Source organism: Rhizobium sp. P40RR-XXII, assembly GCF_012641405.1.
Lineage (GTDB): Bacteria > Pseudomonadota > Alphaproteobacteria > Rhizobiales > Rhizobiaceae > Rhizobium.
On the sequence record NZ_JABAII010000014.1, the window covers coordinates 90,588 to 109,187 of the forward strand.

Consider the following 18,600-nt stretch of genomic DNA (forward strand, 5'->3'; position numbering starts at 1 on the left):
ACTCACGCCTGCAGACGGCGCTGCTTGACCACTTCAAGCTCGCTCATCAGGATTTCCTCGAGGAATTCGAAGTCAGATTGTCCGAACTCGACGAGGCCGAATCTCAGTTTGTAGCCCCAATTCTTGTCCTGGGTAAAATCAAGCCAGCCCAAGAGAGGACGAAGCGGCTGTTCGGGCGCATCCAGCCAATCCACATCCTTGCGGTAGGCCTTTCCGCAGCTCATCTCGCCAAGGTAAGGCTCGCCCTCACGAACAAAGCCGATGGCGGTAAAGCTCTGAAAGCCGTCCCTCTCGCCCATTTTGACGGATGGTGAGTAGTAGACGATGCCGTCACCCGGCTTGATGCGCATCAAGGGAGCTCGCTTGCCATGATTCACCTGCATGAAGCCATGCTTGCGCCCAAGGCGTACGTGCTCGGCGCTGGCCACCGCCAGCCAATAGGATCTCTGCGCCGGCTCGGGCCGCCGGCCGGACTCGTTGGCGGATGGGAAGAGGCGAACCATCTTACCCTGATCAAAGGAATCTTCCCGCGGGAAAGGCGCGGCATCGATACGATCGCTTGCATTGAATGTCATGGTCATCTCCCGTCTTTGGTATGAGACAACTATAGACGATCATGCTGTCAATTTTTGTCAGCAGTCTCCCAATCCGAGATTCCGCTATCAGCTGGCGGCCTTCTCCGAGCGCACGAGAATATAGAAACGAGCGCACAGCATCGCCGCGGCCGAGGCAAGACCGAGCAGGAAGCCGAACCATATGCCGATGCCGCCCAAGCCGAACCGAAACGCCAGCAGCCAGGCGAGGAAGAAGCCGATCGGCCAATAGGCGATCAGCGCCAGAATCATCGGCACGCGCGCGTCCTTCAACCCGCGCAACAGACCGCTGGCAATCGCCTGCAGCCCGTCGACAAGCTGGAACAGGCCGGCCACGACAATCAGCGGCGCGGCATAGGCCAGCACCTTCGGCGCGTCGGCCGACGTGACGTCAAGGAACCAGCTTCCCAGCCAGAATGGCGCGGTCGCGAACAGGATGCTGCCGCAAAGCGCAATACAGCTCGAAACGATGAGCACCACGATCGCAGCACGCTTCAGGCCGAAATGATCGCCCTGGCCGTGCGCGACACCCACCCGCACGGTCGCCGCCTGGCTGAGACCGAGCGGGATCATGAAGGCGATTGAAGCCCACTGCAAAGCGATACCGTGAGCGGCTAGCTCGATCGTACCGATCTGGCCCATCAGCAGCGATGCAGCGGTGAACAGGCTGACTTCGGCCAGAACCGTGACACTGATCGGAAAGCCGAGCCGGATGACATCCCACAAAGCGTGCCAGTCGGGCCGCCAGAATCGGACGAAAATCTCATACCGGCGCGTGTCCTCGTGGCTCTGAACATAAGCAACGATGAAGAGGAACCCAGCGGTCTGCACGGCAACGGAAACGATAGCCGCGCCATGCAGCCCCATAGCCGGCAAGCCAAAATGGCCGAGCACCAGAATGTAGGCCAGCACGGCATTCATCACCAACATGGCGATGGTGACCTTGAGGATGATGCCGGCACGGCCGATAGCACTCACCAGCGCACGGATAACATTGTAGAGCAGCCCGGGCAGCAAGGCGAAGTGACCGATATCGATATAGCCGCTGGCGAGTTTCGCGACATCGGGCTTCTGTCCCGCCGCCAGAAGGATTTGCTCGGAATAGAAAAAGGCGGGTTGCACTATTACCCAGTAAGCCGTCACGACCCAAAGACCCATGCGCAGCGCACGGCGCACCGAGGAAACGTCGCCTTTTCCGTAGGCCTGCGCCACCAGCGGCACAACGGCGATGGAGAAGCCCGAGCCGAAAATCAGAATCGTGAAGAGAAACTGCGCAGAGAGCACCATTGCCGCCAGCTGCTCGGCGCCGAGCCGGCCGACAATCATAACGTCCGTCGTATTGATGCCGAGCTGCGCCAACTGCGCACCGATCAAAGGAATGCCCAGCGCAAGCGTAGCGCGAACATGCGCGGACCACGAATTATCATTGTCATGCGCGGACGGGCGCGCAGTTACCGGCATATCCATTACGAAAACTCGATTGCTAGAGTCGCGCGAACCGCCCTACCCAAGGGTGCGCAAGCCTGTCGATCTATCGCAATTGGCGTTAAAAAGCCAGCCGACAAACCTATAATGCTAAAGAATTCATCATGGCATCAAAATATCTGATGAATTTTTAGGCCGCCTCGCCCGCCTGTGACTCGGCGACCATTTTGGGCTCCGTCTTGCGGACCTTGGTCAAAAGCACGATCAGCGCCGCCGCGACCAGAATGGCACCCATGATGAAGGGCGCGCCTGCAAAGACCACCGGCGCCGTCGGCGCAGTATAATACTGGAATAGATAAGGGAATAGCACGGGTCCGACGATGGCGGTGATGCTTGTCAGGCTGCCGAGCGCGCCTTGCAGTTCGCCCTGCGCTGAAGGCGGCACCTTGCTGGCGGCGATGGAACGCAAGGGCGCATCCGCGACGTTTTCGATGACGGTAAAGACAACGACCGCATACACCATCCAGCCCTGCCATGCGAAAGCGTAGCCCATGAGGCCGAGGCACGAAAACATCAACCCGAGGATCGCAGTCTTCCATTCGCCGAGCTTGGGAACCAGCCGCGGCAGAACGAGGCCCATAACGATGGCGGCCCCGATCCCATAGACGCCGAGGGAGAAGCCGATCTGGCCCTCGCTCCAGTTATAGCGATAGGACGTCACGAAGGACCAGACCGCCGGATAGACGCCGTGCGCCAGCCAATTCAGGAACATGACGACGCAGACCCAGCCGATGCCGTGATAGCGCCGCATCTGCTTGAGCGCCCCGAACGGATTGGCTCGCGTGATCTCGAAGGGCCGGCGATGCTTTGCATCCAGCGTTTCGGGCAGCAGGAAATAGGCGCCTACGAAATTCAGGAACGCCAGTGCCGCCGCGCCATAGAAGGGTACGCGCGGACCGAACTCGCCAAGGAAGCCGCCGATGACCGGGCCTAGGACAAAGCCGACGCCGAAAGCCATGCCGATCAGACCGAAATTCTTCGCGCGGTTCTCGTCATTGCTGATGTCGGCAATATAGGCCGAACAAGTGGAGAAGCTCGCGCCGCTGATGCCGGCGAGGACGCGGCCGACAAACAGCATCCAGTAGGAACCGGCGATCGCACAGATGAAATTGTCGATCGCAAATGTCAGCACGGACGCCAGCAGCAGTGGCCGACGGCCGAAGCGATCGCTCAGATTGCCGATCAACGGCGAAAACAGGAACTGCATGGCGGCATAGGCAAGCAGCAGCCAACCGCCTTCCGTCGCCGCCGCGCTGACCGACGCCCCCGTCAACTCCTCCAGATATTTCGGCATGACCGGCATGATGATCGCAATGCCGATGACGTCGAGAAAGAGGATAAGGAAGACGAGGAACAGACCTCGACGAGCGAATTTTTGATCGATCATGGAGATGCCTTCTGGCGGCCCCGCCTCCATGAAAGAGACAGAACGTGAACGAAAAACTGGAGCGTTCCCCATACATAAAGATTTTGGGAGAAACAATCCGTGAACGCTTCAATCTTATTGATTTATTGACCGCTTTTTTTGATCCTCGGCATAAAAGCGACTATCGGCCGCGACCGCGCCGCTGCTCGCGATTGAGAAAATCGACGAAAGCCCGCAGCGGCGCCGGCATGTGTCGTCTGCTGGCATAATATAGAAATGGCCCAGAAAAGACCGTATCCCATTCCTCGAGGATAGGCGCCAGTTCTCCGCTGGCAATCTGTGGCGCAAGGAACTCCCGAAATGTTCTGATGATGCCTAGTCCGGCCGCCGCCGCACTGCGCTCAATGTCGATCGAATTCGTCGCGATGACCATCGGCGGAGCAATGAAAATCGTCTCCCCATTCCTTTCGAACTCCCAGGGCGCAACCGAGCCGCTCAAGAAGCGATGACGGATACAACGATGCTCGAGTATGTCGCGCGGATGTTGCGGCGTGCCGTTTGCAGCCAGATAGGCCGGCGCAGCCGCAGTGACATAATGTTGCTGCCGCGGCCCGATCGGCACGGCGATCATGTCTTTTTCCAGTCTTTCGTCGTAGCGGATGCCGGCATCGTAACCGGCGGCCACGACATCGATGAAACTGTCTTCGGCAACGATTTCGACTGATATTGCGGGATATTCTATCAGGAAACGGCTGATGATGTCCGGCATGACGACCATGGCGGCGACGGTCGGCACATTCAGCCGCAAGGTTCCCCCTACGCTGTCGCGAAAACTGTTGATATCATCGAGCGCGCCGGCGATCTCGCCCATGGCGGGCGTCAAGCGTTCCATCAGTCGCTCCCCCGCCTCCGTCGGCGTTACGCTTCGAGTGGTACGATTGAGCAGACGGACCGCCAGCCGCTCCTCCAAGCGGCGGACCGCTTCGCTCAATGACGAGGCGGAAACCCCGCGTTTGCGCGCCGCTTCGCGAAAGCTGCGCTCGCGGGCAACGGCGGTAAAGGCAACCAGATCGGCCAGCGGCAAGTCATCCATTGTGCGAAATTCCAAACAGCCCGTTTCGATTTACCCGGATTATCGCACAGAGAGCAACGAAGTAAAACACCATCAAAGAAGCCTCTGGAAATGGGGACGCGCCTTCGACCAAGGAGAGTAATGATGGAAAAGCATCAATTGGGAAAAACCGGACAGCAGGTATCGGCGCTCGGCCTCGGCTGCATGGGGATGTCGGGCATGTATGGCCCGTCCGATCGCGCCGAGAGCATTGCAACCATTCATGCCGCGCTCGATGCCGGGATCAATCTGCTCGACACGGGCGATTTCTACGGCATGGGCCACAATGAGATGCTGATCGGCGAAGCCATCAAGGGGCTGAAGCGAGACGATTTTCTGCTGAGCGTCAAATTCGGCGCCCTGCGTGATCCCGCCGGTGCTTGGCTCGGCTACGATGCCCGGCCGGCGGCGATCCGGAATTTCCTCGCCTATTCGCTGCAGCGTCTCGGCGTCGACCATATCGACATCTATCGCCCTGCCCGCCTCGATCCGAATGTGCCGATCGAAGACCAGATCGGCGCGATGGCCGATCTCATCAACGCCGGTTACATCAGGCATATCGGCCTGTCGGAAGTCGGCGCGGATACGATCCGCCGCGCTGCCGCCGTTCATCCGATCGTCGACCTGCAGATCGAATATTCGCTGATCTCGCGCGGCATCGAGGACAAGATCCTGCCGGCTTGCCGCGAACTCGGCATCGGCATCACCGCCTATGGCGTCCTCTCCCGCGGCCTCATCAGCGGTCATTGGCAGAAAGACGGTGCTCGGAAAGGCGATTTCCGCACCTTGAGCCCACGTTTCCAGGCGGGAAACGTGGAAAAGAACCTGGAACTCGTGGAAGCCCTGCGAGAGATCGCCGAGGCGAAGGGCGTCAGCGTCGCCCAGATCGCGATCGCCTGGGTCGCAGCCCAAGGCAAGGAAATTGTGCCTGTTATCGGCGCCCGCCGCCGCGACCACCTCACGGAAGCCTTGGGAGCACTATCAGTCGAACTGTCGGATGCCGATATGGCGGCGATCGAGCGCGTGATCCCCAAGGATGCCGCCGCTGGCGGCCGCTACCCCGAAGCGCAGCTGACGCATCTCGACAGCGAGCAGTAACGAGCCAAAGGGCCTGCCCGCTCCCCGGTATTCCGGGAGCGGGCAAGCGAAATCAGACGGGATTGTTCAGCGTATCGCAATCGCTGAGCTTGCCGGAATCGAAGCCCTGCTTGAACCACTTCATGCGCTGCGCCGAAGTGCCGTGGTTGAAGCTGTCGGGAACGACGTAGCCCTGGGTACGCTTCTGCAGCGTATCGTCGCCGATCTGCTGCGCGGCGTTCAAGGCCTCTTCAAGATCGCCGGCCTGCAATATGCCCTTCTGCTGCGTGAACTTGCCCCAAATGCCGGCAAAGCAATCGGCCTGCAGCTCGATCCGCACCGACATCTTGTTGGCATCCGCTTCGCTCATGTTGCGGCGGGCCTGATTGAACTTCGGCAGGATGCCGAGCAGGTCCTGAACATGGTGGCCGACCTCGTGCGCGATCACATAGGCCTGCGCGAAATCGCCGGATGCGCCGAACTGGTCCTTCATCTGCTTGAAGAAGGCCATGTCGAGATAGACCTTCTGATCGCTCGGGCAATAGAAGGGGCCGGTGGCCGCAGACGCTTGCCCGCAAGCCGAAGGGAAACTGCCGGAGAACAGCACCAGCTTCGGATCCGTATAGGTCTGGCCCATCGACTTGAAGATGCCGGTCCAGGTGTCTTCCGTATCGGCAAGAACCGTTGCGACGAACTGCTTCATCTCGTCATTGGCCAGCTGACCGCCGCTGTTGTTGTCGGAAGTGCTCTGCTGATATCCGGAACCGCCACCCTCCAGCATGCCGCTCTGCTGCAACAGGCCGATGACGTCGACGCCCATCGCCCTCAGAATCAGGAAGATCACAATCAGCACGATAATGGTGCGGAAGCTCAAGCCGCCGCCGCCAACCCCCCCGCCGGGGAACCGGAAGCCGCCACCACCGCCACCCACGGGCGATGAGCCGCGCTCGTCCTCGATATTGTCGGATTGCCGACGCCCCTTCCAATCCATGGCGCACCTCCTGGCGATGCCTAAAATCAAAGTCCCTTGAGGCATTTATATATCCAGGAAGTGTAACAAAGCCAGTTGGCTATCGACAGAAGATCAGCTTAAACGGCGACGGCGCCACATTTCTTTCGACATCAGCCACAAAAGCGCGACGCCTATGCTTGCCACGACCAGGAGCGGGGCAATTTCATCGCCCTCGAAGGCCACCTTGTCCATGATGCGGCCGGGAATGAACGTAAACGCGCCCGCGCCGACAATACCGCCGAAGTAAAGGCCTCTTACGACGCGCTTATGAGCCTCGATATTGCGCTTGCGGGCATTGACGATGGCGCCCCAGCAGCCGAACAGAACGTATATCGAAAGCAGGTGAATGGGGCTGAAGCCATAAAACATGTTGATCTGATGAATGAAGAAGCTCGACAATGCCGTAACGACCATCAGAACCAGCCATATCTTGCCGAGCAGGCGGTGCCTCGGCGTCCCCTTCGGCCTGACGAGGAGATAGGTGCCGAGCAAGGCGGCGGGAATGACGGCCGCGACATGGATTTGGATCGCGATCGGGGCATCGAGAAGCGGCTCGAGGGTCATCATCTGTATCCGGTTGAGTTTGCCGAGCCTTTCCGCGATAGTGTTGTTCTCTCAATCGAAATTGCGTGAAAGAACGGGGAATCTTCGTGGATCACATCTTTCTGCAATCCACGCTTCGTGAATTGCAGGTCATCCAGCGTTCACCGCGCTTCTGGGCGACCTTTGTCACGATCGTCCTGATCTTTGCCTTGACCGGCCCATACGGCACCCTTGATCGGCTGATGCCGGGAGCGCGGCTCGGCTACTGGCTTGCCCTACACGCCATGGCCTGGTCGATCGCGATCGTCTTCTCCGTCTCCGCCGAAATCCTGCTGCGCAGGCATATAGCGAGCATGTTCGCCCGGTTAATGATCGGATCCATCGTTGCCGCATTGCCGATTGGCTTCGGCATCACGCTCATTAATCTCGCGTTCTTCGGAACGGCGCCCAGCCTGAGCGCCAGCCTGCATCAATCGCTCGGCTCCTTACCGCTCTGCGTCCTTTTCTGTATTCTCACCTATCTGACCATGCACCGGCAGATAGTGATGGCAGCGGAGGGATCGGATGCCACGGAAGCGAAAGCTACGCCCACCGCCGCGGCAGAGAGTCGAACCGTGGCTTCTCAGCCGCCGATTCTATTGCGCTTGAAGCCAGAAAACCGGGGCGCATTGGTAAGGCTCACCGTTCGCGATCACTATACCGAAGTCGTGACTACACGCGGTCGGGAGCTCATTCTGCTGCGTTTCGGCGACGCACTCGCGGAAATTGGCAATACGGAGGGCATGCGCCTGCACCGATCCCATTGGATCGCGACGGATCATATCACCCGCCTGAAGCGCGACAACGGCAAGCTTTTCGTCATTACGCGTGACGGTACCGAGGTGCCCGTCAGCCGCTCCTATGCCGACGCTGTCCGGCATCGCTTCGGCTAATGGCGGCAAAGGTTGCAGAATTCATGTCGATTCCGCGATTTATGGGGTTCCGTTTGCAAATACATTTGCCTATAAGCCGCTTCTAGCCTGAAAATATTTGCCCATGCGCCCCGGCCGGTGATCTCCCACCCTGGCCGGTTTTTCGCGCAACGAAAAAACGGATGAGAGCCCATGCCGAAGCGTCAAGATATCAAGTCGATCCTCATTATCGGTGCAGGACCGATTGTTATCGGACAGGCTTGCGAATTCGACTATTCGGGCACGCAGGCCTGTAAGGCGCTGAAGGAGGAGGGCTACCGTGTCATCCTCGTCAATTCCAACCCGGCAACGATCATGACCGACCCGGGCCTGGCGGACGCGACCTATGTCGAGCCGATCACGCCTGAGGTCGTCGCCAAGATCATCGCCAAGGAGCGCCCGGACGCGCTGCTGCCGACCATGGGGGGCCAGACCGCGCTCAACACCGCGCTGTCCCTGAAGCGCATGGGCGTGCTCGACCGCTACAATGTCGAGATGATCGGCGCCAAGCCCGCCGCGATCGACATGGCCGAGGACCGCGCCCTCTTCCGCGAGGCCATGGCCCGCATCGGGCTGGAAACCCCGCGCTCGATGCTGGCGAACGCCACCGACATCAAGGATGCCGACCGCAAGACGCATGAGGCCGAGCGCAGCAAGCTGAAGGCGCAGCTTACCGGCGCCGAGCTCGACAAGGCGCTCGACGAGCTTGAAAACCAGTGGAACCTCGGCGAAAGCGACCGCAAGCAGCGCTACATGAGCCATGCCATGGCGATCGCCGCCCAGGCACTCGATCATGTCGGCCTGCCAGCGATCATCCGTCCCTCCTTCACGCTCGGAGGCACCGGCGGCGGCATCGCCTACAACCGCTCGGAATTCTTCGAAATCGTCGGTGGCGGCCTCGACGCTTCGCCGACCACGGAAGTTTTGGTCGAAGAATCGGTCCTTGGCTGGAAGGAGTTCGAGATGGAAGTCGTCCGCGACAAGGCGGACAACTGCATCATCATCTGCTCCATCGAAAACATCGACCCGATGGGCGTCCACACCGGCGATTCCATTACCGTCGCCCCGGCGCTGACGCTGACGGACAAAGAATACCAGATCATGCGCAACGCCTCGATTGCGGTGCTGCGCGAGATCGGCGTCGAGACCGGCGGCTCGAACGTGCAGTTCGCGGTCAATCCGAAGGACGGCCGCCTCGTCGTCATCGAAATGAACCCGCGCGTGTCGCGCTCCTCCGCGCTGGCCTCGAAGGCCACCGGCTTCCCGATCGCGAAGATCGCCGCCAAGCTCGCCATAGGCTATACGCTGGACGAGCTCGAAAACGACATCACCGGCGGTGCGACGCCAGCCTCCTTCGAACCGTCGATCGATTACGTCGTCACCAAGATCCCGCGCTTCGCCTTCGAGAAGTTCCCCGGCGCCTCTCCGGTTCTGACCACTGCGATGAAGTCTGTCGGCGAAGTCATGGCGATCGGCCGCACCTTCGCGGAATCACTGCAGAAGGCATTGCGCGGTCTCGAAACCGGCCTGACAGGCCTCGACGAAATCGAAATCCCCGGCATCGAGGAAGGCGAAGGCAGCCGCAACGCCATTCGCGCCGCCATCGGCACGCCGACGCCGGACCGTCTGCGCATGGTCGCTCAGGCGCTGCGCTCGGGGCTGAGCATCGAGGAAGTGCACGAAGGCTGCAAGATCGACCCGTGGTTCCTCGAGCAACTTAAGAATATCGTCGATATGGAGGCCCGTATCCGCGAACATGGCCTGCCGGAAGATGCGACCAACCTGCGCATGCTGAAGGCCATGGGCTTTTCCGATGCCCGCCTCGCGACGCTGACAGGCAAACGCCCGAAAGAAGTTGCCGAACTGCGCAACGGGCTGGACGTTCGCCCGGTCTTCAAGCGCATCGACACCTGTGCCGCCGAATTCGCTTCGCCGACCGCCTATATGTACTCTACCTATGAAACGCCTTTCGTCGGTGCCGCCCGCTCCGAAGCGCAGGTTTCCGACCGCAAGAAGGTCGTCATCCTCGGCGGCGGCCCGAACCGTATCGGCCAAGGCATCGAATTCGACTATTGCTGCTGCCATGCCGCCTTCGCCCTGAAGGATGCCGGCTATGAAGCGATCATGATCAACTGCAATCCAGAAACCGTTTCGACCGACTACGACACCTCGGATCGCCTCTATTTCGAGCCGCTGACGGCGGAAGACGTCATCGAAATCCTCAAGGCCGAGCAGGAAAACGGCGAGGTCGTCGGCGTCATCGTCCAGTTCGGCGGCCAGACGCCCTTGAAGCTCGCCGAAGCGCTCGAAAAGAACGGCATTCCGATCCTCGGCACGGCTCCTGATGCGATCGACCTTGCCGAAGACCGCGATCGCTTCCAGAAGCTGCTGATGAAGCTCGATCTCAACCAGCCGAACAACGGTATCGCCTATTCCGTCGAACAGGCTCGCCTCGTCGCCTCCGAAATCGGCTTCCCGCTGGTCGTGCGTCCGTCCTATGTTCTTGGCGGCCGCGCCATGCAGATCCTCCATTCGGAAGGTCAACTCCAGACCTATCTTCTCGACACGGTTCCCGAACTCGTGCCGGAAGACATCAAGCAGCGCTATCCGAACGACAAGACCGGCCAGATCAACACCCTACTTGGCAAGAATCCGCTGCTGTTCGACAGCTACCTTGCCAACGCCATCGAAGTCGACGTCGACTGCCTGTCCGACGGCACCGACGTTTACGTCGCCGGCATCATGGAGCATATCGAGGAGGCAGGCATTCACTCCGGTGACTCCGCCTGCTCGCTGCCGCCGCGCACGCTCTCGCCTGCTATGATCGATGAGCTCGAGCGCCAGGCGAAGGCGATGGCCAAGGCGCTGAACGTCGGCGGCCTGATGAACGTTCAGTTCGCCATTAAGGACGGCACGGTCTACGTGCTGGAAGTCAATCCGCGTGCCTCGCGTACCGTGCCCTTCGTCGCCAAGACCATCGGTGCGCCGATCGCCAAGATCGCCGCCCGCGTCATGGCCGGCGAAAAGCTCGACGCAACGTTTGCCGCCTACGGCGAAAAGCCGGATCCGCGCAAGCTGAAGCACATTGCGGTCAAGGAAGCCGTCTTCCCCTTCGCGCGCTTCCCCGGCGTCGACATTCTCCTCGGGCCGGAAATGCGCTCGACGGGCGAAGTCATCGGCCTCGACACCGATTTCGCGCTGGCCTTCGCCAAGTCGCAGCTCGGCGCCGGCGTCGAATTGCCGCGTGACGGGACGGTGTTCGTCTCAGTTCGCGACGACGACAAGCCTCGCGTGTTGCCAGCCATCCGCATGTTGACGGAACTCGGCTTCAAGGTGCTCGCGACCGGCGGAACCCAGCGGTTTCTCGCCGAAAATGGCATCGAAGCGACGAAGATCAACAAGGTGCTGGAGGGCCGTCCGCATATCGAGGATGCCATCCGCAACCGCCAGGTCCAGCTCGTCATCAACACGACCGACAGCAACAAGGCGATCTCGGACTCGAAGTCGCTTCGCCGCGCGACACTGATGCAGAAGGTGCCCTATTACACCACCATGGCCGGCGCCGAAGCCGCTGCCATGGCGATCAAGGCACTGAAGGCCGGAAACCTCGAAGTCCAGCCGCTGCAGAGCTATTTCTGATGGATGTGATTCGGCCGTGACGGGTGTGAAACAGGATAGCCGGCTCACATTTTGGCACGGCCCGTCGGGCGGCCGAACGGGCAAGGAGCTTCAACAGGAGCCTTTCCTTAAGTCTTCGAATTTTCTGGCAATCGTCCGCCGCAATCTGCTATAGATGACAAAATAATGGCTCTGAATGGTTCCGAAGTACCGCTTCGGGACCTGTTTTCTTTTGTGTCTGCAGCAGAGCAACACAGGGAGTGAAGGACAAAAAAATGGTTGAAAAGGTACCGATGACACAGAACGGGTTCGTCAAGCTGCAGGAAGAGCTGCGCTGGCGTCAGCAGGAAGAGCGCCCGCGGATCATCGAGGCAATTGCGGAAGCACGCGCCCATGGCGATCTCTCCGAAAACGCCGAGTACCATGCAGCCAAGGAGGCCCAGAGCCACAACGAAGGCCGCATCGCTGAACTCGAAGACCTGACGGCACGCGCCGAAGTCATCGATCTCACCAAAATGTCCGGCTCGAAGATCAAGTTCGGCGCCAAGGTGAAGCTCATCGACGAGGACACCGAGGAAGAAAAGATCTATCAGATCGTCGGCGATCAGGAAGCCGACGTGAAGGCCGGCCGCATTTCCATCTCTTCTCCGATCGCCCGCGCGCTGATCGGCAAGGAAGTCGGCGATTCCATCGAGGTCAACGCGCCCGGCGGCGCCAAGGGCTACGAAATCCTCTCCGTCACCTGGGGCTGATCGCCCGTGCGCGATCGCGAATCAGCGCATGCCAGCGATCTCAGCGAGATCGAAATCATCGCAACGAATTTCAAACGCCGGCTTTCCGGCGTTACCTCGACGATCGTGCAGCTGATCCCCAAACAGGTCGAGCTTGGCTATCATATCGCCACGCTCGGCCCCGGCCTGCCGGAAGATCTGCCCAAGCTTGGCTGGCTCCGGCTTCCCGGCTTATGGAGCAGGCCGCGCCGCTGCCGCGTGCGCGTCTGGCATGCCCGCCGCAACAACGAAATGCTGGTGGGCATGCTGCTGCGCTCCGTGTTGCGCATGCCTCTGAAGCTGGTCTTCACCTCGGCGGCCCAGCGCCGCCACACCGGCTATACGCGCTGGCTCATCCGCCGCATGGATGCCGTGATCGCCACCAGCACCCGCTCCGGCAGCTTCCTCGAGGTGCCGCACACCGTCATCCAGCACGGCGTCGATCTCAACCGCTTTCATCCGCCGGAAAGACCCGACGACCGCATGGCGGCAACCGGCCTGCCCGGCACCTATCTGATCGGCTGCTTCGGCCGCGTCCGCCATCAGAAGGGCACCGATCTTTTCGTCAAGGCGATGATCGAGCTGCTGCCGCGCCATCCGGACTGGACGGCCGTGGTCTGCGGCCGCGTGACGGCCGAGCATCGCGGTTTCGGGGATGAGCTGGAGAAAATGGTGGCCGAGGCCGGCCTCTCCGATCGCATCCGCTTTCTGGGCGAAGTCGACGATATCAAGCCCTGGTATCGCCGCGCCACTCTTTATGTCGCCCCGTCCCGCAACGAAGGCTTCGGCCTGACGCCACTGGAAGCCATGGCTTCCCGCACGGCCGTCGTCGCCTCCGATGCCGGCGCCTATGCCGAGATGATCGTCCCGGGCGAGACCGGCGCCGTCGTGCCTGCCGGCGATGGTGAATCTCTGACCAGAGCGATCGCCTTTTATCTGGCCGATCCGGAGGAAACGCTTCGCCAGGGTGAGAATGCCGTACGCCATGTGCGCAGCGAATTCGCACTGGAAAAGGAAGCAACCGCCATCGGCGAGGTCTATAAGCGGCTGCTCATCGCCAATAAATAAGGCATGCCCCGCAAAGGTGCGCAGGGATTTTGCGATAATGACATGCGAAAAATCAAGAGCTTAAAGCACACGGAACGAATCTGTAGGCGGTCGATCAGCGACCAAGGTCAATATGGTGGCGCTCGATGAAATCGATCATCGAACGATCCTCCACCACATCTTCCTCGATGCTTTTGACGACCGACAGGACCTTGTCCCGATATTTCGCCGCGCTGCTGTCGTAAGCCCATCCTCGCGCGAGCTTCTCCGTCAGTTCCTGCCAGGATTTCGTATAATAATGGTTGAGCTGCAGAAACCGGTTTGAATAGAATTCCGGAGATTTTCGCGCGCGCCGCGTGAAACGCTTGCCGGCGTCATTGGCCGTCAGATCGCCATAAGCACGCGTCTGGAATTGATGCACGCTGACCTCAGTCACCTCGCATGGATCGACGATACATTTGAAATTGCTGACATTTTCCTTTGATGTCATCGGATCGGCGCCGCGCATCGTATAATTCAGTGTCAAAGGTCCGTCCGGCGGCGTCTCATGGCCGCTGGTGGCAAACATGTGCCATGGCAACGAGACATTCGGAAAATCGCCGACTGCCTCCAGTGCCCGCTCGACGGTCGCCGCGTCCTTCGGCAGAAGAAATTCGTCGACATCGATGAATGCCATCCAGCGATAGTCGCCACCAAAATTCAGGATGGCATGCGCAAAGGTGATGACCTGGCCGTTCAGCACGGTCGATGTCGCCGTATCGCGCATTCGCCCGGCCCAGGGGATGATCGTCAGCATATCCTCATTCAGGAGATTGCGAAGAAGAGTACAGGTATCGTCGCTGGAACCGTTGTCATAGATATAGAAGTGACGAATACCGACCGCCCGGTGGAATCGTACCCATTCCTCGATATAGCGCGCCTCGTTCTTGACGCAGGCAGCGATGGCGATGCCATGGCGCCCTGCCCTCGCCTCGGGCGGATCGATGGTCAGCTTCTTGGCATCGGACGCTTTGGGTTTCAGCCAGCGCATGAGCTTCATTCCAGCAACCTTGTTTTCAATCTACGCGTGGGCTCCGTCATCTTCGGCAAGCGTCACGCCTTCGATTTCATGGCGAACCTGTCGTTGTAACCGAAGTCATATTTCAGGAGTGCCGAAATGGGAGAATAGTTGACGAAAGAGACGCCACGCTCGGTGGCGATCTGCCGTGCAAGCACGAGATGCTCGATGATACGGCTTTCAGCCCGCGCAATGCCCGAAAAAGCCATATCGCCGACTGTCTCATAAAAGCGCGGCTCACCGGCATTGGAAATATCGATCCCCATAAAGCCGACCTGATGCTGTGCGCAATACAGAGCGAATTGCAGAGCGGATACCGCGACCGATCCGCCTAGAAAAACGCCGCGATCCGGCGAGAGTGAAAAGCCTGCCGAGCCCTCGGCATCCAGCTGCACATATTGCAGCTTCCTGAGATCGTCGAGCGAGCGGCGACGGGCGCCATAGGGTTTGCGGATATCGTCGATCAGGATGATGGTCTTGTCCGCCAGCCAGCTCTTGTCGATCTCGCAAAGCGCGCGCAGCACCGCGACGGAAAACAGACAAAGCGAACCTGGAGCGACCTTCTTGCGCAATAGGTCGATGTGTCGCCAGACGAAACGCTCATCCTCGACCGCAATCGCCAATGGCTCGCCGATCGGGTCGCCGGTCAGCCCGATAGCGCCGTTCAAAAGAATAGCGCTTTTGGCTTCCAGGCCGCTCAGGTCGCAGCCGCGAATGGATGGCCCGGAGCCGACAATATAGATTGCATCGCCACAGCGTTCGCGCAGCCGATCCATGCCGGCAAGGCTCGCGACTTTCGCTCCGCGGTAATGCACCTCGCTGATGCTTTGGCTGCGGACGATGCTGAGCCCTGGAAACCAATCCTGCACATGCGCCAGCGAACCGCCCAGGAAAAGGCGCACGCCGGACTTGATCAGCGACCGGTGCCAGGGGCGATCCGCCATCCGCCTAGAGCTCCACCAGACCGAGCTTCTTGACCTGCCTGATCGTCAGCATGGTGCGCACGGTATCGACATGTTCGTTCGCCGTCAGGACTTCGATGACGAAATCCTGGAAGCGGGTGAGGTTTTCGGCAACGCAGTGCAGAAGGAAATCGCTGTCGCCGGAAACCATCCACGCCTGCCGCACCAGCGGCCAGGCCGCCGTCGCATTGGCGAAAGCCTTGAGATTGGCCTCCGACTGATGCTTGAGGCCGACCATGCAGAAGGCCACGAGATCGAAGCCCAGTTTCGGGCTGTTCAGCATCGCGTGATAGCCTTCGATGACGCCGGCTTCTTCCAGCTTGCGCACCCGGCGCAGGCATGGTGGCGCGGAAATGCCGACACGGTCTGCCAACTCGACATTGGTCATCCGTCCGTCTCGCTGCAGTTCCCGCAGAATCTTGATATCGATGGCATCGAGTTCAGCGCGAAGCACTTTTATTGCCTTTCTTTAATTCCCCTTCGCCAGCTTCTATATAAGGCAGTAAAATACGCAAGAAAGTTTCTCTTGCGTAACCGATTCTTACACTAAGCCGATTTGCTCTGTGTGTAATGCAAGGCTGCCCTTGAATAAATGCATAAGGCAATCATAAATGAAGCGGCGGACCGTGAAATCGCCTGCTTTGGACGTTTGAAGCCGCGATTTCCCATCGCTGAAATTGAAAGGACTGACTATGCCTGCCCGCCACACGAAGGTGCTCATCATCGGCTCCGGCCCCGCCGGCTATACCGCCGCGGTTTACGCTGCGCGCGCGATGCTGCAGCCGGTTCTGATTGCCGGTCTGGAACAAGGCGGCCAGTTGATGATCACCACGGATGTCGAAAACTATCCGGGCTTTGCCGATCCGATCCAGGGTCCGTGGCTGATGGAACAGATGCTGTTGCAGGCCCAGCATGTCGGCGCCGAGATCGTCAATGATCTCGTAACCGAGGTCGATACCAGCCAGCGTCCCTTCGTCGCCCGCACCGATAGCGGCCAGGTCTGGACCGCCGACACCCTCGTCATAGCCACCGGCGCCAAGGCGAAGTGGCTGGGAATCGAAAGCGAACAGCATTTCCAGGGCTTCGGCGTTTCCGCTTGCGCGACCTGCGACGGCTTCTTCTATCGCAACAAGGACGTGATCGTGGTCGGCGGTGGCAACAGCGCCGTCGAGGAAGCGCTCTATCTCTCCAACATCGCCAAATCGGTGACGGTCGTGCATCGCCGCGATTCCTTCCGTGCGGAAAAGATCCTGCAGGAGCGCCTTTTCGCCAAGGCGAACGTCAAGGTTCTCTGGAATACCGAGGTTGCCGAAATCACCGGCACGCCGGCCAAGCCGCCGATGCCACCATCCGTCACGGGCGCACGCCTGCGCGATCTTCGCTCCGGCGCGATCGCCGAAACGCCGATCGACGGCGTCTTTGTCGCCATCGGCCATGCGCCGGCGACCGAACTCTTCAAGGGCAAATTGAAGCTCAAGGATAATGGCTATCTCTGGACCGCACCGGATTCGACCGCGACAAGCGTCGAGGGCATCTATGCCGCCGGTGATGTGACCGACGATACGTTCCGACAGGCGATCACGGCAGCGGGGATGGGCTGCATGGCGGCGCTTGAGGCGGAACGCTACTTGACCGGGCACATGCCCGTCGCCGTGGCTGCGGAGTGATGCAGCCGATGAGGGGAAACGGCATGCCATTGGATTGGGACAAGCTGCGTATCTTTCACGCGGCTGCCGAAGCGGGTTCGTTCACGCATGCGGCCGACAAGTTGCATCTGTCCCAGTCCGCCATCAGCCGACAGGTCAGCGCGCTCGAGCAGGACGTCGGCATCAAGCTTTTCCACCGCCATGCGCGCGGCCTCATCCTGACCGAACAGGGTGAGTTGCTGTATCGCACGGCTCACGACGTTCTCTTGAAGCTAGAGACGGTCAAGATGCAATTGACCGAGACGACCGACAAGCCGAGCGGCAAGCTGCGCGTGACGACGACCGTCGGCCTCGGCCAGGGCTGGCTTACCGACAAGATCCAGGAATTCTTGCAGCTTTATCCCGACATGTCGATCCAGCTCATCCTCGACAATGAGGAGCTTGACGTGAACATGCGCCATGCGGATTGCGCCATCCGGCTGCGCCAGCCGCAGCAATCGGATTTGATCCAGCGCAAGCTCTTCACCGTCCACATGCATGTCTATGCAGCCCCCTCCTACATCAACCGCTACGGCGAGCCGCAGTCGGTGGAGGCCCTGGACGAGCATCGCATCATCAGCTTCGGTGAACCCGCGCCGAACTACCTGCTCGACGTCAACTGGCTGGAGATCGCCGGCCGGTCGTCCGATAACAAGCGCGTGGCGCATCTGCAGATCAACAGCCAGACATCGATCAAGCGCGCATGCCTGCTCGGCATCGGTATCGCCGTTCTGCCTGATTATATCGTCGGTCGCGATCCGGGGCTGATTCAGCTCGCGATCAATGCGGACGTACCATCCTTCGACACATATTTCTGCTACCCGGACGAGATGAAAAACGCGGCTAAGCTCAAGGTTTTTCGTGATTTTATCGTGTCCAAGGCTCGCAACTGGAATTTCTAGTGAAGGTAAGTCACTGATAACGAACTCTTTTTATGACTAATATATCAGCTGCGCGTATGATGCATAGCTGATATGCACAAAATAGAGTTGAAGCCTGCCCATTTAACTACCATATCGCACATAGCTGATGCACACGGTGGCTTTTCCTCCCAGTTCCACCGCATTGGCTGTTCCCCTCTGGAGGTTTTTGACCTTCATACCTATAGGGCCCTGGTTTACTCCGGTGGCCCTTTTTTTTGCCTTTTTGATCCTGCCGTTGCAAATGCATAACTGCCATGCACAAAAAAGCATTGCGCACTGCACAAATTAGCATCATAACGCACGTAGCTGATGCACATGGTGGCTTTTCCTCCCAGTTCCACCGCATTGGCTGTTCCCCTCTGGAGGTTTTGACCTTCACACCTATAAGGGCCCTGGTTTAC

At 59.6% G+C, this 18,600-nt stretch carries 16 protein-coding genes; 7 read left to right on the forward strand and 9 right to left on the reverse strand.

Going from position 1 to position 18,600, the window contains the following annotated elements; all coding sequences use genetic code 11:
- Window positions 1-2: 2 nt before the first annotated feature.
- From HGP16_RS23705 to HGP16_RS23720, 4 genes are all read right to left on the reverse strand, one after another.
- Entirely contained in the window at window positions 3-575 is a 573-nt protein-coding gene (locus HGP16_RS23705) for an EVE domain-containing protein (protein WP_168842444.1), read from the reverse strand.
- An 87-nt stretch (window positions 576-662) separates the two neighbouring features.
- On the reverse strand, window positions 663-2,060 hold the full coding sequence (locus HGP16_RS23710; RefSeq protein WP_168842445.1) for an MATE family efflux transporter: 1,398 nt from the start codon (window positions 2,058-2,060) through the stop codon (window positions 663-665).
- A 148-nt stretch (window positions 2,061-2,208) separates the two neighbouring features.
- Window positions 2,209-3,465, reverse strand: a complete 1,257-nt coding sequence (locus HGP16_RS23715; RefSeq protein WP_168842446.1) for a TCR/Tet family MFS transporter — start codon at window positions 3,463-3,465, stop codon at window positions 2,209-2,211.
- A 160-nt stretch (window positions 3,466-3,625) separates the two neighbouring features.
- The gene (locus HGP16_RS23720; protein WP_168842447.1) at window positions 3,626-4,537 is read right to left on the reverse strand and encodes a LysR family transcriptional regulator; all 912 of its coding nucleotides are present in this window, start codon (window positions 4,535-4,537) and stop codon (window positions 3,626-3,628) included.
- Between the two features lie 123 nt (window positions 4,538-4,660).
- Here HGP16_RS23720 and HGP16_RS23725 point away from each other — a divergent pair, with 123 nt between their 5' ends.
- Window positions 4,661-5,653 (forward strand): aldo/keto reductase, encoded by a 993-nt coding sequence (locus tag HGP16_RS23725; RefSeq protein ID WP_168842520.1) that lies wholly within the window; start codon window positions 4,661-4,663, stop codon window positions 5,651-5,653.
- A gap of 52 nt (window positions 5,654-5,705) precedes the next feature.
- Here the strand turns inward: HGP16_RS23725 and HGP16_RS23730 are convergent, their stop codons facing one another.
- Both HGP16_RS23730 and HGP16_RS23735 read right to left on the reverse strand, forming a co-directional pair.
- Window positions 5,706-6,623: a neutral zinc metallopeptidase gene (locus HGP16_RS23730; RefSeq protein WP_168842448.1), complete on the reverse strand. Its 918-nt coding sequence runs from the start codon at window positions 6,621-6,623 to the stop codon at window positions 5,706-5,708.
- 93 nt (window positions 6,624-6,716) lie between these two features.
- Complete coding sequence (locus HGP16_RS23735) at window positions 6,717-7,208, reverse strand: DUF2306 domain-containing protein (protein ID WP_205926633.1); 492 nt, start codon at window positions 7,206-7,208, stop codon at window positions 6,717-6,719.
- Window positions 7,209-7,294: 86 nt separating this feature from the next.
- On the opposite strand from HGP16_RS23735, the gene HGP16_RS23740 reads away from it, so the two are divergent.
- From HGP16_RS23740 to HGP16_RS23755, 4 genes are all read left to right on the forward strand, one after another.
- Entirely contained in the window at window positions 7,295-8,119 is an 825-nt protein-coding gene (locus HGP16_RS23740; protein WP_168842449.1) for a LytTR family DNA-binding domain-containing protein, read from the forward strand.
- A gap of 171 nt (window positions 8,120-8,290) precedes the next feature.
- The gene (gene carB / locus HGP16_RS23745; protein ID WP_168842450.1) at window positions 8,291-11,776 is read left to right on the forward strand and encodes a carbamoyl-phosphate synthase large subunit; all 3,486 of its coding nucleotides are present in this window, start codon (window positions 8,291-8,293) and stop codon (window positions 11,774-11,776) included.
- A 254-nt stretch (window positions 11,777-12,030) separates the two neighbouring features.
- Window positions 12,031-12,507, forward strand: coding sequence for a transcription elongation factor GreA (gene greA, locus HGP16_RS23750; RefSeq protein ID WP_168842451.1), 477 nt, complete (start codon window positions 12,031-12,033; stop codon window positions 12,505-12,507).
- Between the two features lie 6 nt (window positions 12,508-12,513).
- On the forward strand, window positions 12,514-13,593 hold the full coding sequence (locus tag HGP16_RS23755; protein ID WP_168842452.1) for a glycosyltransferase family 4 protein: 1,080 nt from the start codon (window positions 12,514-12,516) through the stop codon (window positions 13,591-13,593).
- Between the two features lie 94 nt (window positions 13,594-13,687).
- On the opposite strand, the gene HGP16_RS23760 is transcribed toward HGP16_RS23755, so the two are convergent.
- The 3 genes from HGP16_RS23760 to HGP16_RS23770 form a co-directional block, all read right to left on the reverse strand.
- Window positions 13,688-14,602 (reverse strand): glycosyltransferase family 92 protein, encoded by a 915-nt coding sequence (locus tag HGP16_RS23760; RefSeq protein ID WP_168842522.1) that lies wholly within the window; start codon window positions 14,600-14,602, stop codon window positions 13,688-13,690.
- 62 nt (window positions 14,603-14,664) lie between these two features.
- Window positions 14,665-15,573: a glycosyl transferase gene (locus HGP16_RS23765; protein WP_168842453.1), complete on the reverse strand. Its 909-nt coding sequence runs from the start codon at window positions 15,571-15,573 to the stop codon at window positions 14,665-14,667.
- Window positions 15,574-15,577: 4 nt separating this feature from the next.
- Entirely contained in the window at window positions 15,578-16,045 is a 468-nt protein-coding gene (locus tag HGP16_RS23770; RefSeq protein WP_112344091.1) for an Lrp/AsnC family transcriptional regulator, read from the reverse strand.
- 238 nt (window positions 16,046-16,283) lie between these two features.
- On the opposite strand from HGP16_RS23770, the gene trxB reads away from it, so the two are divergent.
- On the forward strand, window positions 16,284-17,258 hold the full coding sequence (trxB, locus tag HGP16_RS23775) for a thioredoxin-disulfide reductase (RefSeq protein ID WP_168842454.1): 975 nt from the start codon (window positions 16,284-16,286) through the stop codon (window positions 17,256-17,258).
- 23 nt (window positions 17,259-17,281) lie between these two features.
- The gene (locus HGP16_RS23780; RefSeq protein WP_168842455.1) at window positions 17,282-18,178 is read left to right on the forward strand and encodes a LysR family transcriptional regulator VtlR; all 897 of its coding nucleotides are present in this window, start codon (window positions 17,282-17,284) and stop codon (window positions 18,176-18,178) included.
- Window positions 18,179-18,600: the final 422 nt, after the last annotated feature.